14 protein-coding genes are annotated in these 15,852 nt (G+C 54.7%); 5 read left to right on the plus strand and 9 right to left on the minus strand.

From position 1 onward, the window contains the following. Positions 1-354 precede the first annotated feature (354 nt). From KBB96_RS04955 to KBB96_RS04970, 4 genes are all read right to left on the minus strand, one after another. On the minus strand, positions 355-750 hold the full coding sequence (locus tag KBB96_RS04955; RefSeq protein ID WP_211632993.1) for a hypothetical protein: 396 nt from the start codon (positions 748-750) through the stop codon (positions 355-357). Then, positions 747-1,223 carry a hypothetical protein gene (locus KBB96_RS04960; RefSeq protein ID WP_211632996.1) on the minus strand — a complete coding sequence of 159 codons (477 nt, stop codon included), beginning with the start codon at positions 1,221-1,223 and terminating at the stop codon, positions 747-749. The genes KBB96_RS04955 and KBB96_RS04960 overlap by 4 nt, the downstream gene beginning before the upstream one ends. Before the next feature lie 207 nt (positions 1,224-1,430). After that, entirely contained in the window at positions 1,431-2,105 is a 675-nt protein-coding gene (locus tag KBB96_RS04965) for a hypothetical protein (protein ID WP_211632999.1), read from the minus strand. Continuing rightward, entirely contained in the window at positions 2,105-3,604 is a 1,500-nt protein-coding gene (locus KBB96_RS04970) for a type IV secretory system conjugative DNA transfer family protein (RefSeq protein ID WP_211633003.1), read from the minus strand. Before KBB96_RS04970 ends, KBB96_RS04965 begins: the two co-directional genes overlap by 1 nt. Before the next feature lie 403 nt (positions 3,605-4,007). Between KBB96_RS04970 and KBB96_RS04975 the strand changes: the two genes are divergently transcribed. The 4 genes from KBB96_RS04975 (at position 4,008) to KBB96_RS04990 (ending at position 8,904) form a co-directional block, all read left to right on the plus strand. Beyond that, on the plus strand, positions 4,008-5,510 hold the full coding sequence (locus KBB96_RS04975) for an HNH endonuclease (RefSeq protein ID WP_211633006.1): 1,503 nt from the start codon (positions 4,008-4,010) through the stop codon (positions 5,508-5,510). A 54-nt stretch (positions 5,511-5,564) separates the two neighbouring features. After that, positions 5,565-6,266, plus strand: coding sequence for a penicillin-binding transpeptidase domain-containing protein (locus KBB96_RS04980; protein ID WP_211633009.1), 702 nt, complete (start codon positions 5,565-5,567; stop codon positions 6,264-6,266). Between the two features lie 99 nt (positions 6,267-6,365). Further along, positions 6,366-7,250, plus strand: a complete 885-nt coding sequence (locus KBB96_RS04985) for a hypothetical protein (RefSeq protein WP_211633012.1) — start codon at positions 6,366-6,368, stop codon at positions 7,248-7,250. A gap of 352 nt (positions 7,251-7,602) precedes the next feature. Continuing rightward, positions 7,603-8,904, plus strand: a complete 1,302-nt coding sequence (locus tag KBB96_RS04990) for a tyrosine-type recombinase/integrase (protein ID WP_211633013.1) — start codon at positions 7,603-7,605, stop codon at positions 8,902-8,904. A 53-nt stretch (positions 8,905-8,957) separates the two neighbouring features. On the opposite strand, the gene KBB96_RS21245 is transcribed toward KBB96_RS04990, so the two are convergent. The 4 genes from KBB96_RS21245 to KBB96_RS05010 form a co-directional block, all read right to left on the minus strand. Then, complete coding sequence (locus tag KBB96_RS21245; protein WP_345779480.1) at positions 8,958-9,332, minus strand: helix-turn-helix transcriptional regulator; 375 nt, start codon at positions 9,330-9,332, stop codon at positions 8,958-8,960. Between the two features lie 95 nt (positions 9,333-9,427). Further along, positions 9,428-10,198, minus strand: a complete 771-nt coding sequence (locus KBB96_RS05000) for a hypothetical protein (RefSeq protein WP_211633018.1) — start codon at positions 10,196-10,198, stop codon at positions 9,428-9,430. 85 nt (positions 10,199-10,283) lie between these two features. Next, complete coding sequence (locus KBB96_RS05005) at positions 10,284-11,450, minus strand: hypothetical protein (protein ID WP_211633021.1); 1,167 nt, start codon at positions 11,448-11,450, stop codon at positions 10,284-10,286. Further along, on the minus strand, positions 11,447-12,463 hold the full coding sequence (locus KBB96_RS05010) for a nucleoid-associated protein (RefSeq protein ID WP_211633024.1): 1,017 nt from the start codon (positions 12,461-12,463) through the stop codon (positions 11,447-11,449). Before KBB96_RS05010 ends, KBB96_RS05005 begins: the two co-directional genes overlap by 4 nt. A 240-nt stretch (positions 12,464-12,703) precedes the next feature. On the opposite strand from KBB96_RS05010, the gene KBB96_RS05015 reads away from it, so the two are divergent. Next, entirely contained in the window at positions 12,704-14,446 is a 1,743-nt protein-coding gene (locus KBB96_RS05015) for a hypothetical protein (protein ID WP_345779481.1), read from the plus strand. Between the two features lie 49 nt (positions 14,447-14,495). Here KBB96_RS05015 and KBB96_RS05020 read toward each other — a convergent pair whose 3' ends face one another. After that, a complete protein-coding gene (locus KBB96_RS05020) occupies positions 14,496-15,158 on the minus strand; it encodes a DNA methyltransferase (RefSeq protein ID WP_211633027.1) in 663 nt (220 codons plus the stop codon). Positions 15,159-15,852 lie beyond the last annotated feature (694 nt).

The raw sequence follows: 15,852 nt of genomic DNA on the forward strand, positions 1-15,852 counted from the left end.
GCGGGGGGAGAGAGAAGGCAGCCTTCCTCCGGACCTGAAATCTGATGTTCAGTCGTGCTCTTCCATTTACTGAACACGTCTGCGGAGGCCTTGCGCAGCAGTGGTGTTCAGTAAATGGCTGTCTGTGGCGCAAATTCCTGGCGGGAAGGCAAGACGGCGGAGCGAGGTATGAGCGGAGACGGCTTGCATTCCTGCGAGGGTAAGGTTGCGCGGTGCGGCGCAGTGGGACGGTTTGGCTGGGTAATAGAGCTTACGTTTTAGTACGATACCTCGCAGTGAGAGACCTTACGGATCTGTCCGTGGTCCTGGTAATGGCCGCCGGGGAAAGCTCTTCGCCGGCGGCTATCATAGGGTCTACCTCGCTCGTCGCGGAGCACGTTGCTGCGTGACTTTTTCAGTGAATCCACCTGGTGATTGCTCAGGTGCGAACGGATCCAAGTCATTCGCGCCGACAGATTGCTCCTGCGGTGCAGATTCGTCACGAGAAGGCGATCGTTCCTCATTCGAATGTTCGCGATCCTGGCTTCGAGTGCCGAGGTGGATGAACTCAAAGGCCTTCTGGCTTGCGAGAATCAGTTCGGGAAGCTGGTTTGGAAGGAAGGTATTGGTCTCCTTCCATTCGCCACCCTCCGTCATGTAGGAGCGGACGATGCTAGTCGTGTGAAGGGTGCGTCCATCCCCGCGATCGTTTGCCCAGATCGTGGCCTTGGTTCCGCCCACGCGGATAGTTTGGATTGGTTGTTGGCTCATGCATAGTTCTCCATTGGTTGGTTGATTGAATTGTCGTTGCTAGCAACGCTGCCCATCGCCGCATTGGGGAAGAGGATTCGGCTGCGCGCTTCGTGACGTAGGCGGGCGTTGCGCTCGGCGCGGCGGAAGTAGCGCTTCCGGCTTTCCTGGCTGCGGTTCCTAAGGTGTGCTTTCTTGGTGCAGCGGAAGTCGATGGACTCGGTTTCGCCCTTCAGTACCTTCGTGAAGCGCCGACGAGTCTTCGCGAAATCGATTCCGGCGAGATCGCAAACCGCGGCGAAGTCGCTGGTGATGCCTCCTTTCCCCAACAGCCATTCGCGGGCTTGTGTCTGGTAGGCAGAGTTACCTCCTTTGCCTGATGCGTCGATTAACGCTTGGATGGCGACCGCTAGCCAAAGTGCTCGGCAAAGGTCCTCTTCAGTTTCTTGAATCGGGGCGACTTTGCGCTCCGGCAGTTCTTCGTTGTCGTTCATCTAACCCTCTCATTAGTTAATTTAACTTAATCAATCGAGGGGCGGACTATAGGCGTCCTTGGACGACATACGGAAGGGGTTCAATTCGTGGTTGAGTCACTTTCTCCCGCGAGTGTGACGTCGCCGACACGGAAATTCCGACAAATCCGGCGCAGAGTTCCGAGGGTTCCGAAACTTCATTTGGAAGTAGGATCGATCGGGAAAGTATCAGGCATCAACATCGCTCTGCTCGCTGCAATTCCTGGGAAAACGTTCCCGTTGCGTGCGGCCGGTTGCGGAGATTGGTTTCAACGCCGCCGGTTGAGTAGCGTCCATGGTTTCACTGGCGTCGTTGAGATTGTCTCTGAAGCGCTTCTTCAGACGAAGGGACTGCCAGGATCGGACGAGTTCTTTGAGTGCGAGCGCGATGCTAAAGATGAAGAGGCCAGTTCCGAGGAGGGTGGGGGAGAGAAGCCAAGCGCCGATTGCGGTTAGAAGAGGTTCGACGATGGTATGAACCATGGATTCATACTCATGCCTGCGACCTGCTGGAATCAGGGAGAGCAAGTGCGAATGTCCGGAGAATTGGTCATGCTCCCCGCGACCAGCCACGTTGGCGGTGATGCTTGCACCAAGGTGAACCAGGTAAAGCATGGAGAAGAGAACAAGAAAGCCGGCGAGCGGAAGGTATCGCGGTTGCCATGCCGGTTCATGCCACGCCATCCAGGCGAACAGAGTGGAGGCGAAGATGCTCGCCAAGAACACGCTCTTGGGTCGGAGGTAGGCATATCCAAAGCGGCGGCGCCAAAGGACCAAGATTGGCATCGAGAAGAAATGCAGCACGGGGCTGATCACGGGGATGCCGCCCTTCGGTGCGGGTGCCGATGCTTGCTTGTCTTTCACTAAGTGGACAATTGGTTGAAGCTGTGGCGAAGGAAGTTTCGCGGAACGTCGCCTTTGCCTTCCTCGGCAAGCCAGCGTCGGCCACCTTGGAAAATGATCGAATCCACGATTCCGCGATTCTCGAGGCCACCAGTTCGCAGCTCTGTGAATTCCTGGGGTTGGACGATGAATTCGATGGCGAACGCGCCACCGGCGTTCTGACTGGATCCTTGCCGATCGCCCTGAGCCACCCCGCTGGAAGCCTGGATCTGTTTGGCTCGGCCGATAGAGTCCGCTGCCCAATTGTTGGTTTGAGGGTCGCCGTTAGCGTGGAATATTTTGGTCTGAAGGTTGCCGAGGAACGCTTCGGCGGCCGGTTTTCCTCCTTCGGAGGTGAACGCTGCCTGATAGCCAGGAAGATTCTGGGTAAGGTAGACGGTGCAGGCACGAGAGGAACGCGCGGTGCTCTGGAACAGTGCGTCGTACTGGTTCACGAAGAACTGGCTCTCATCTGCCCAGAGGAAGACCGGCCTGATTGTTTCCTGGGCTATGCCTCGCTTTACCGACGGGGGAATGCGGCGTTCGACGGCACGCTGCCAGACGTATTTGAAGAGGATCTGAGCAAAGATTCCGAGTTCGTGGTATTCCTTCACCGGGAAATCCAGCAGGATGACCCTGCCTTCGAAGCTGTCCTCCGGTGAGAAGTTCTGAGCACCGCAAAACATCTCCCGAAGCATTCCTCGAAGGAAGCAGTCCGCCATGCTGGTGAACATGCTGACGATGCCAGTGCGGGTTTCGATGGCGAGCTGGGCGAACTCTCTCAGCCAGTATTGCCGGGTCATCTCGAAGTCATGCCGCCGGCCGGTCTTGTCGGCCTTTTGTTCTGCAGCGTTCAGGAGCGCGAAGCAGACCGAGTCACGCTGCCATGCCGAGTCGGAGGTTTCGGCCAATGAATTGGGGGCCGATGTGACGATCCTGTAGAGACTGGAGAGATCCACGTCCCCGGTAGCAATGACGGCGAGATCGATCGCGTTACGGAGGAGTTGTTTGAGGGCCCTGTTCCAGTAAGCCTCACCACCGCGGGCGTTTCTGCGGTCAGCAACTTCCATGACGCTCCAGAACAGATTGATCAGGTTCTCGGTGTTGCCGGCTCCCTTGCCTGGTCGCTGGCGCTCGTAGCGTAGAAAGTTGAAGCGATGGGGATTGGATTCCGAGAAAACCAGAAGGTCGGACGATCGGCGGGTGTCTCTGGCAAGTTCTTCCCATGCATGTCGTTCGTCCGTCTTTGCGACTAGAACCAAGCCGCCAAAGTTGGATTCCATAAATGCCCGGGCTATTGCCTTGCCCGACCCGCTGCTTTTCCCGCTGCCGGTAGCCCCGAAAATCTGGGTTCCTTGGAAGGCGTCGTTGACCGTCCAGAAATTCTCGATGCGAGAACCGCGCCCCAGCTCAAGAAGAACCGCAGTGTCGGACGGCCAATCACGGGCTTTTGTGGCTTGCGAAGTCGATGGATTCGTCACGTCCGGAACGAGTATCTGAATTGCTTTCTCGGTATGGGACTCCGATTAAGTTGAGGTATTTTGGGTGACGGGCAGTGCAACGTTTTACATGGCGTGTGAGACGTACTGCCCGCCACCCTGACCTCGGCAGGAAATCCATTCGGCGATTGTCAAAGCATCCCATAGGCATCTAGCCGCAAGAGGCATCGATGTCGCAAGCATCGTGCCGGAAGGCTAAGGAATCCCAATCGAGGAGGTCCACTACCCATGGTGGTAAATCTCGAGGGGATATTCGACCGGAGCCGCGATTGGAAAGTTCGAGCCTCAGTCTCAGCCATTAGGCTTGCCGTCCGAGCGCGTTCGAATATTAGAGGATCCAACGCTAAATTTCCAGAGTTAGAGACGCTTCCTTCCATTTCCTCCCTTGAAGAAGCCGACCAGAAAGCCCACGAGCGTCGTGAAGCGCGAGGTTCTGCGACGCTTCGGAGGGCGATGCGCATTGTGTCTGGCCGAGGCGCTGAGTGGTAATATTTCGGCAGGTCCGCCTCGCACGATGCGTCCTGAAATGGCGCATTTCCAGGCTTGGTCGCGCAACAAATCGAGTGGGGTGGAGAACCTGATTCCGCTTTGCCTCGATCACCACGAGAGGTTCGACAAGCAGAATCAAGGAGAGCGTGTTGCGGCACTTTTGACTGGCATCCTTGAAGGTCGGCTTGAGGTATCCGACTCCACGGTAGAAAGGATGCGCGAGGAGTTCCTGAAGCTTCCTAATGGCAGGAGCTTCGGAGAGCTGCGTCAGGAAATTTGGACGGTGAAGGCCGCGGAACGTCTTGGGCGCTCATTGCTAGTCGAGGAGGCTCAGATTCTTTGCAAAGTGGGGCAGCCGTCTGAAGCGTGGGAATCGCTGAGGATCTTCTTTGGGGTCTTTGCGTCACCGAACAATTACCGGGAGGTTAGTGACGCGCTGGCTGTCGCGGGTGAGGTGGCACTTGCGTATGGAGACGCCAGTTTGGGGATTGCGTTGTTCCGAGAAAGTGAGTCGCACCTTATCACTGCCAGGCAATCCGAGAAAATTGCGCTTACTTCAAGAATTCGGCTTACCAGGGGAATTGCCAATTGTCTCCTGATGAGCACCGCCACGGGAAATAGACTCCTGACGCATTCCGCACTGGAACTCGCAGCAAGGGATGCAAGACAGGCCGCCAAGCGCGATGCCGATTTCGTCGCGAGCGCAGCTAACCTTGAGGCTCTCTGTATCGTGCGCAACGCCTTGGGCGATCGCAAGAGCGGTGCAAAACCACGACCGAAGTCCTACGTGAATCGGTTGGCGTCCTTGGATGCAACGCTTCAGGGGATTGATCCGCTCGGAGCGGCATACCGCGCGGTGAACGTTGGGCAGGTGCTTTTGATCCTCGGGTGCTACCCTGATGCCAGTGATGCCCTAGAAGCGGGAAAGTCGCGCCTTGAGGCGCTTGGGGAAATCGAGAATGCTACCGTTGCAGCTCATCAACAAGTCGAGGCCTTGGTGAAGGGGATGACGGGCAGCCGAGCGAGCCCGGACTTTGGACGGGTACATGCCCTTCTGAAGCGTTGTGTCCGCCTTGCAGGGAACGTCTCAAATGATGATCGCTATTGGAGGAATATGATCGGTAACTTGGAATGGCTAGAGAGATCGCAAAAAGACAGCCGGGGAGAGATCACGCCATGGTCTTTCGACGCGCGAGAGGCTCATTCTCCCTTTCAGCTTGGGGCTTTGCTTCCCAAGCGTTGGCCGGTCCGGACGACCAGGCTTAGAAGTTTGATAGCAAGCCGGGGCGGGGGAGTCCGGATGAGTCCTCTGCCAAACATGCAGGAGCTCGTTGATCTTCGTGGGTTCATGAAGTCACTGGTGGTCGGATCGCGACCCCGAAGCAATGGACATCGATAAAAGGGTTGGGATGAGTCTGTGAATCTGGTAGTATTGAGAATTGGACGGAATATCATGAACGGAGATGGGGTGAAGAGTGGTGTTGAGGGGCAGCGGTTCATCGTCGTTAGAGGCGGTCCGCTGCGAGGCGACGAAGCCTTGAGTGCCGCCAAGTTTCCGATCGCTTCTCTATTTAAAGTGGTCATTGCTTATGCCGCGCTCGAATCGGACAAAATCACTCTGGACGAGGCGGTGAGTTGCCCGGATGCCCTTCCCAAGGCAGGCAAGACTGAATTCACCCTTAGTGAAGCAATGCTCCATTCGAGCAACGACTTCTTCAAATTGTTGTTGAACCGGCTGACCCCAGATGAATTGCGATTGGCGATCGACGAGCTTCGGTTTCCGTCTTTGCCTTCTATCGACCAGAGTATCGAAGAGGAGTGGGCGGATCTCTGGAGAGGTGGCAATATTCAGGCAAGTCCTCAGGAAGTCTTTCTATTCACCCGTGGACTGGGCGAACTTGCGAGGCTGAGCTCCAAGGAGGCCTTCATCAGCTGTTTGCGAAGGTCTGAGGCTGATCTCGCTGGAGGCGTCTATGGAAAAACTGGAACCTGGGGTGGCGCTGCATGGTGCACGGGGTTTTCGCTCGATCCCGTTAGCAACGCGTTGCCAGATGTCGTGACGGTTCTCGTAACCTACACCGTTCCGCATTGGCAGGATGCTCATGCCAGGGCCATGCAGTTGTTCCACGAAGAGTTGAAGAGCAGCCTCGGCTAGCCTCGCGTGCGGTAGCATCTATTTCGGATCAATTGCGACAACGGTTCTTCCACGGAGCGAATGCCTCTACATCCCGAGATTCCAACCTTCACCAGAGCCTTGAACGAAGGCCTGGCAAATTGGCTGACCCAACAGAACGACCTAAGGGAGTCCTTTTCGGAAGGCGATGGAACTCTCGTCAGTGCCGATTTTGGCCAGGACGACCCCAAGACTCGCTTTCAAGTCTACACTTTCCTGGTAGTTCCCTCTCACCAGCTTCGGAGCTGGGCGGCTAGCATTGAGGATTTCAGGTCCAACGTTTACAAGGGTTCCGGTTCGTTCGAATTCAAGAAGGTGGACGATCCGCATCGACTTAAGGTGTTGCCCGATTTTTTGGGCCGATGCGCGATGATAAGGGGTTACACGCTCACCTTGCTCGTGCCACGTGAAATACGTTGGGCCTTTCCTCGGCACGGTAGCAAAAAAGGTGTCCCGGATTCGCTGCTTAGGGATACTGTTGGCCTTGTCGCGAAGCCTCACATCGCAGAGAAAGTTCTCAGGATACTTCACGGCGTCATAGGTGTACTTAGTTCTCTCCCGAAAGTTGGCCGTGCCTTAGTCCTCCACATTGATCGAGACGCCGCGGTCAACGATGTCACCAGATTCATTGAGTTGATGCGGGGGCTTGTGAAGGTGAACTTGGACTCGGACTCGGAAGTGGAGGAGATCGTCCTCGCTCGGGACGAAGGCTCAAAGGGCAGGGATGGCGATCTCTTGTGCATTCCGGACCTCGTTTGCGGCGCTGTCTCCGAGATCCACAATCGAGCAAATGGAGTGCCCCACATTCCGTCTGCAAAGGCGGCGCGAGTGATATCCTGGATGAACGAGGACAATGCCTCACTAAAGCACCTGGTGCTTCAATACCGGCTTGAGATGATCAGCGGAAGTGAGCATGCGCGCTGGCTCCGAATTTGTTACGCCGACACACCTCCAAGCGAAGCTTGAATTCCCGCTGCGGCCGAAATGAGAGTGTTGCTGGAATGCCGCAGCCTCTGCAATTGTGCATAGCTGGGTGCGAATACGGGTACGGTTGTTGAGGTGGACTGGAAAGATCTTGGAAGAACCGAGGCTTAGCCCGGCGGTTCGAGTCCGTCAGGCAGCACCAACAGGTTGTACTCGCAAGACCCATGAGGTCCCGCAAAGTCCCGGCCACGGCCAGGTTCAGTGTTTCACGGGACTTCATGAAGTCTCACTCCATTGCACGCCGTACGCGAAAAATGTGGGTATTAATCTGGGTGCGATTCTGGCATCGTATGTTCCTCAACCAATGTAGGAATGATGAATGCTATTATCGGATGTGAAGATCAAAGCGCTTCGACCAAGGAAGAAGCCTTTTAGGGTTTGCGACGGCGACGGGCTTTATCTGCACGTTACTCCAACAGGAAGGAAGAGCTGGCAGGTGCGCTATCGGTTCGCCGGCAAGGAGCGGATGATCTCGGGAGGTGGCTATCCACGCGTTTCGCTCAAAGAAGCCAGGGATCTTCGGCATCGAACCAAGCAGTTGCTGGATCTCAACATCGATCCATGTAGCGAAAAACAGCGCCAAAAGCTGGAGGCCAAGTTTCGCGACCAGAACAGCTTTCAGCGGGTGGCGGCGGAATGGTTCAATTCCCGCAAGGCAGAATGGACGCCTCGGCACGCTCGCAAGATCTGGCATCGTCTCGAACGATACGTCTTTCCTGATCTCGGAAGGAGAGCGATTGCCGAGATCAAGCCTCTTGAGGTGCTGCGAGTGATCCAGAAAATCGAGACCCGGGACGCGACCGAGCTGAGTCATTGCCAGCTTTCCGTCTGCAACAGGATCTTCCGATATGGGATAGTAACCGGGCGCTTGCACTACAATCCAGCCAGCGATCTGGGACCAGCCCTGCGGCGTCACCGCGTCCGTCATCATCCGTCTCTACGCCCGAACGAACTGGGGGAGTTCTTGCGACAGTTCCAAACCTTGGAATGCAAGGAGGTGCACAAGATCGCGTTTGAGCTGCTTCTCCTCACCGGGCTCAGGACCGGCGAACTGAGGCACAGCAAGTGGGGCGACATCGATTTTGCAAGATGGGAATGGGTACTGCCATCCGAGATCACCAAAATGAAGGAGGAGCATGTAGTGCCGCTTTCCGATCAGGCCGCGGCACTTCTACGTCGCTTGAAGGATCTTACCGGCGATCAGAAGTGGTTGTTCCCGAATCAAGATCCGCGCAAGCATCCGGTGATCAGCGAAAACTTCGCGAACAATATCATTCGGAAGATGGGCTATGAAGGTAAAGTCGTTGGCCACGGATTCCGCTCAATGTTCTCCACGGTCCTCAACGAAGCAGGTTTCAATCGGGATGCAGTCGAGAGGCAGCTTGCTCACAAGGAGCGCAATCGTGTCCGCGCCGCCTATAACCGGGCAGAGTATTGGGAGATCCGAGGGCCGATGATGCAGTGGTGGGCTGACTTCCTCGACAAGGCGATGCGATCAGATCCACGCGCGGGTCGTGGCAGATCGTTGGAAGGCTTCATTATGCCCGCGGTGGTGCCCGGTCGGATTGAGCTAGGGAGCTGTCAGCCGCCATTTGAGTCCGGCAGGGCAGAGCGGCAGCGACTGTCACGCGTCTAGCTTCCTTGTTGCTTTGAAAGGTTGGCGATGCACTCTCGGATCTCGTCGACTCGTCAAGCGGACGAGCGACTTCCGATTTTGACTGGCTTCGGGTATTTGCCGGCGGCAATCCCTCGAAACCAGGTGCTCTTGCTCACAGGGATCACTTTCAAAACTTGAGCGAGCTTTGCGAAGCCTTCCTCCGGAAGGATCTGTTCCTGAACCATCGATTCTCCATTCCTTTTTTGGGAGTCGAAGAATGCAGGAACGAGGTAACATTCGGAAGCAAGGTAGCAGATACCGTCAGCTGCCCACTCTAAATGTGTGCCGCTTTTCCAGCAGTGTTGCAGAATAGCCTCTAGGTGGCCGTGGGGGTCAGCGCGGACATCTCCTCCGCCAGATCCTATTGATTTTGTTGGAAAATCACCCCCATCGTTTAGACGCCCCATCCTCGTGGCCGCCAATCCGAGCGTTGCAGCACCGACACGATTCTCGTTGAATCAGCCTAGGGGCTGCACCCGAGAGAGCGAACGGCTCCAACCGTCTAATCGTTCGAGCCGACCTCGATGTGCACCAGCACCGGGATGCCCCACTCGTCGGGTTTATCGGGCTCATCGTCGCCTCCATCACCCTCATTTCGCGCATGGCCGACAAGCTGGAGAAACGCTCCAATCACACGCGGCTGGTTTGAAGTTCCTCCGACAGTTGTGACCACTCTCTTCATGCTGCTGATCAAATCCCAAATTAGCTCATCCCAATCGTCCTTCGAGGTTGATTGACTCCAGGAAAGGCCCCGGCCACTCGATGCATTGAGGAAATCGTAAATGAACTCGTCTAGACTGGCTGAGGATGGTTTCGGCTTGAGCGCAAGCGTCGAAAGAATCGAAGCCTTGCCAGTGTCGATGGTCAAATATTGCGCTCCCGGGTCTTGCCTCCCAGAAAATGGAAGGAGCCGGGTGACCTTCGTCGAAGCCCCATGAGGCGTGTAATCAAAGCTGGGCCATGTCGTTAGTAGCTCCCATTGCATTTTGTTGGCAGGGGGCCAGCTTCCGCCCGCAATTTTGGCTTGGAAAAGCACGGCGCGCCGTGTTTTCGACGAATTGTCGGTGAGAACGATCAATACGTCTGCCAGCTCGCAGGTAGAACTCGCCCCTGACGACGCGGTGTAGGTCACCAAAGGTTTCTGATGCGTGAACACGACCCCATACGAAGCGCTGGGATTCCATTGCCCTAGGGCAGCCTGCCAATCTGGCTCACCTTTCAAGAAGAGGTTGTAAACCAACTTTGGTTCCGGCCCTGAACCAAGCTTCGCCACGATAATACTATCGCATTCGTTCTTCCAGCAAATGGGGCAGTGACGCCCGCCGTGAGTACCGCCGCAAGGAAACGTAGCCATACGATTATTGCTGCTGTTCTTTTTGAGCCGGTGGATTCTCGGCCGGTCCCACGCGACAAAAAAGAGCTCCGATTGCCACAAGGATAAACACAATCGTAAGAATCCTTACTGCCCACAGGAGCTTCCAGACGAGTTTCTGGTGGGAGTCCATAGCCGAGAGGAGTGCCCCGGCTTTGGTTACACCGCCGCCGCATTTGTCGATTTCACCTCGAAGCTGACCATGCTGGAGTTTGACCGCTTCGAGCGCTTTCTCTTGGCTCAGACTTAGTGCCAGCAAGAGGCAACCCACTACGACAACTGCGACAACAATCATCACATTCTCATAGGTGATCTCAGGCGAGCGTTTCATCTCCTTCAGTGCAAGCACGCCCGCCAATGGCACCCCGACCAATGAGGTCTGAATATTTCCCAAGATTCCGTTGAGCGCAGCGATCATGCCAGCTCGCTTATCCTCGTAACGTTCAATCGCCTTGTTTGCCTCATCAGCAAACACCCGAAACGAGAGCCTGAATTTAAAAAGACACTCGTCAAAATGAGAGATAAGATGAGGCAGTCTTTTTTCTCTCTCTACACCAGACACGATGTCGTATATCGCCTGAGTAAACAATGACACATAAACATCGCGAACCCGTTTGGCCTCTGAAGACAAATCTTCGCCCTTCTCTAGCTTCGAGGCCATTTCTTCTAGATTTGGCATCTCGCGCAAATCGGACGCCTTGTAGAGAAGAGGAATCTCCAAACTCTCTTTTGAAACAAGAATGATCTTTTTTCGGTCAACTACGGCGCTGATTTCCTTCAGCATGGAGCAAAGGGTAGCGATCTGACGATAAAGTGGAACAATTGTATCATCATCGCGAATGTCGAAAACCCGAACGTTTGCAGGCGCCGAGATCGGATGGCGCCTTATCAACTCGTCGACTGTCTCGAAATAGTCCAGAGGTGCCCTACAAACGAAAGTCGCCTCTTTGGTCAAAACAAGATCTGACGGACTGACTATTCGCCCTTCGGTCCTCAGTTCTGGAACGTCCGCACTGAGGACTTTGAAGGCGGCTTTCACCTCCGGGGTAACTAATACCATCCCTTTAAGCAAACGATCGTCCAGGACATAGCCTGATTGATCATCGTGCTTTATGCTGCTCCTTAGCAGCCAGAATGCGTCGAGCGGCGTCATTGTTCCGCTTCCCTAAGTTTTTCGCCAAGATTGGAGAACTTCGAAACGTCGATTACTAGCTCATCTTCTTCCTCATCCCAGTGAATCGAATCATGAAGGAGATTCTTGTCGAAATCCAAGATCAGTTTCTTGTTTTTATAGCGCACTCGAAGCCAGCCCTTCACCGTTTCAGGATCTCCAGTGAACTCAGCACTTATTTCGTGCTCATTGGCATAGTCATGAAAGCCCTCTGGATCCTCAGGATTCACAACACCTGCGATCGTAAGTAGTGGGACTTGTCCTCCCTTGCTATCCTTGATTAGTTGAGCGACATCACGCCGAACTTCATTGATCCGGTCAGCGTCATAGTTTTCATGATTTTCTCTGAAATAGGCATCCATGACGTTAGCCAGATCGAGCGTCTCATCTTTAGGGCTTTTGAAATTTTCAACCCCCAGAAATCGGCGAAAGTATTTAGCGACGTCCTTTAAGCCTCGAACTAGTGAGAGATGCCGCTCGACGCTATTCCCGTAATCTTCCAGATTGATCCTGGCTCCAACGTTGATTGTGGACAAGTCCAAGTGAACTGCCTGCCGCAACTCCAAAGTATCGGGGTCAACGGCGTAACCCTCCTCTTGGCGGATCATGATAATGAGCAATTGCCGAGGGCTAGCTGAATATTCGGCGATAGCCATGTAGCCCCCGGTCGCTAGCGTTGTGCCTTTCATCGTCTTAGCAAGCTCTGTTGCCAGACGTTTCGAAAATTTGATAAAGGGGGTTTTGCCCGCCAAATATCGATCGAGGACGTCTGCAAAGGTGTTGTCCTCCCGACCCACGTCAGCGTAAACACGCCCGCTGCGCTGCTTATCGAACATTGTGGCAGCGCTTTCCACAAACTTCTTAATCAGCTTGCCTTGATTAGTCAACTTTAGAGAAGGGAGGAGGAGCTTTGCCTCTTCATCCTTGGTGTGCACCTCCGGGTCGCGAAATTGATCCTTCTGGATGTAATGAATAACAAAGTGGTGAATCGTCATGCGGGGAGGAAGATACGATGCCGGAGGCTGTTCGCGCGAACGTTAGCACAACTTCCCACCGTGAGAAGCGGAATCTCCACTCTCCTTAGACAGCGGAGCTGTGTAAGGGCAGATGCCTGCATTCTGGAGAGCGGGGGTGGAGAGGTGGCTTTTTTGTCGCCGACCGAGCTTTTGATCTGGGCAAGGGCAGGGCGGTTGTGATGGTCGTGGCCCATGGGAAGGCACACGATCGATCTCTTCATGTGGGGGTACCAAGCGCATTTCAGGGCCAGTCTTCAAATACGTGCTGAGTGGACGTTTGGGAAATTGGATCCAGGCTTTGAGGTGGAAGTTTTTCTTTTGGGGCTGTTGCGTGGGGAAGATAAAACTCTTCACCCAGTCTGTCTCGAACCGGAAGAGTGTGGATTTTCCCCCAGCGACTTTCTGTCAGTGCGTGCTGACGTGGCGTCATATTTAGCTTTGGATGGTGAGCGCAATCTCATTTCGACAACTGAAGCCGGGGATGATGCTATTCGCGGGCGACGGAACTTTCGCGCGGTCAGAGCTGCGGTATTAAAAGCCCTACAGGGCGGATTCGAACGACGGGATCGGAGCTACTTCTTTTCTGGTTTCGCTCCGGTTGATCAATACGATGTGGGAGTGGTTTTATCTCTGAAGCACAAGGATGGGCTTGAGGGCTATCGTCTTCCCAAGTCTCATGCAGATGATCGATTCCGTGTTCCTTTGTCGATAGTTGAGGCAGTCGCTGAGGAGTTCTTGCAAGGATGTTTGGAGTCTCTTCACGTCCCTCAACCAACGTTGGTGACCGACTGGCGTGGGCACAGAGAAGAGGAAATTCTGCGCCAAGCAGCGAATCGGCTCATGGAGCTTCCGAACTTTGCGGCGGGCAGCTTTGAGGGACTCTATGGTCTCTTCTCGGCGTGCAATTTTATTTCCTCACTTACATATGAGGGCGGAGAGTCGGTTGGGTCGATGATCGTTGCACCGGCCGAGCATCCCAATGTCAGATCAACGCTCCAACTTGTTAATCCTGTGAGGCTCCAAAAATACCGTGCGACGCGGAAGTTGTTGGAGATCGCGACACGAGGGGATTCGATCATATCCGATGGCGCACACGTTACCGGTTTTGGCAAGATGGTGGGAAATTATGATCAGGCTCGTAGCGACTTGTTTTTGATTCGGTTCTCCGGGCACCATCAATGGGAATTGCTACATGGAGATCATCTGATGATGCGGGTCAGGCAGGAGTTGCCGCGCCTAGCTGTGCCGCCTATTAATCGAGCGGATTTTTTCTCGCGTTTCAAAGTGCTCATTCCCGATCTATCAAGGGTGAAAGTAGGCTCACTTTTTGATCTTGCTCTATCGGCTTGTAGTCAGCGGAGCGGTACTATCTTGGTTATCACTCCGTCGGCCAAAGATGAAGCTCGTCGGCTGGCCGCTCAAGGTACGATGATTGTTCCTACGGTCGCTAGTTCATCTATGCTGGATAGCGTCACGTCGATTGATGGAGCTGTGCTGCTGGATGTGGACGGTGTTTGCCATGCGATAGGGGTAATCCTTGATGGTCTGGCTGTGGAGAACGGCGATTCCGGACGAGGAGCGCGTTACAATTCCACGCTTCGTTATATTGCTGCCATGCGAGAGAAGGGGATTGCGTGCATAGGAATTGTGGTTTCGGAAGACGGGACGGCTGAGATTATGCCCAGATTGCCTCGGCAGATCAGCCGTGATTTGGTTGTCCAAAAAGAATCCGAAATGGATCAAATGCTAGGCACAAGCTTTGATCTGGAGAAGGGCTTTGGGCTCATTAAGTGGCTTGATGAGAACCGGTTTTACTTGTCAGAGATCGCCTGCGACAAGGCTAATAGGTTTTGCGTTAAACACAACGAAGAGCTGTGGAAGGATCGAGGAATGCAGATTCACCGAGTCGAGTTTAAGCGCGATCCAGAGATGTCGGACGCTTTCTTTGCTGAAACACCTTAAAAGCTGTGGATTGAATCCCGCTCAAGCTGGGGCGGGATTCAATGTCTCTTCAGGACAATTTCTTAAAGACAATGCAGCAATCGTGACGAACCTGGATCCCGTCCAGCGGAAGGCGGCGCTGACGCATCGGGATGATGTCACTCCAGCAGTTCTTCTGCTCGTTCATGATCACAGTTCTGATCTGTCCGAGTCGGCCTTCCATGTTCATGACATCGCGGCAGATCGGAATGTAGCGACCATCGCGATGAAGGTCACCGATCAAGATAGCAAGCCTGCCACCGGGATTGAGCGCTTTGTAGCAGCGAGCGAGGCAGGTCTCGAGGCGTTCGAGGAATTCCTCGTAGGTTGCCGCGCTGCTGAGATCGCCGGGGCGATGGCTATAGCGGATTAGGTTCCAGTAGGGTGGATGAATCCACACGAGGTCGAACTTTCCTGGCAAGTCCTGCTCGGCGAGGTTGAACCCTTGGTTGAGGTCGCCACCCCAGTAAGCGATACCCGCTCCTCCGGTGTTGAAGTCTGCGATGCAATCGCGGGTTGTGCCGGAGCCCATCATTGGATCGGCCACGGATTTGGCGCCGTATCGTAGGACAAGGTCAGCAAAGATGCGGCCATCGCAATTGCCACCGTAGCGGTTGCTACCCCACTGGTTGGCACGTTTCGGGTTGGATACCACCGATGTGGTAATTGGTGAGAGAGGAAGTTTCAGTGTCATTCATGACTCCATTTGTTAGAGGTTGGATTGCCCCGCCTTGCGGCGGGGCAAGGGCGGCCTAGTACTGGCCGGCCGGAGGATTGATTGTCGATCCGGCTGGTTCGCTTTCAGGGGCGGATCCTGAGTTTGCAAAGATCCATACGTAAGCGAGGTCCGCGCATTTGATGACGCGGGGAAGATCGTTTCGACCGAAGGATTGAGTGTCCTTCCAAGTGTTGCCGTCGCGGTATCCGCGGCTGAGGCTCACGCTGTAGCGTATGCCATTCTCGGACTGGTTCTGCCAGATGGTGGCCTTGATTGATCCGAAGCGGACTTCATGGGCTGGTCTATTCTTCGAAGAGTTCTCGTTTGTTTGTGACATGGTGTTTTCCTTTAAAGTTGGTTTCTCCCTCATGGGATTGCAGACTTCGAAGCAGGCCTTCAGGCGGGCCTGTCACCGTTCGCGGTCGCAACGGAGTGAAGATATGCGCCAGCAATTGACTGGCCTGACGGGTCTGCTCTCCTGCACATCCCTCAATCATCAGGGAGAAGCCCTTGGAAAAGCCGTCACGGTAGGGGGCTCTGAGGAGTGCTTCTCCAGCCTTTTGCGAGATGGCAGGTCAAGGTATCTCGGCTTCCGGCTGGCAGAGTGGTTACTGCCGGGGGACGGTGCTGCTGGATCCTCGGGCTTGCGGAAGTCGAGAGTCTAATGCTG

This window comes from Luteolibacter ambystomatis, from assembly GCF_018137965.1.
Classification (GTDB): domain Bacteria; phylum Verrucomicrobiota; class Verrucomicrobiia; order Verrucomicrobiales; family Akkermansiaceae; genus Luteolibacter; species Luteolibacter ambystomatis.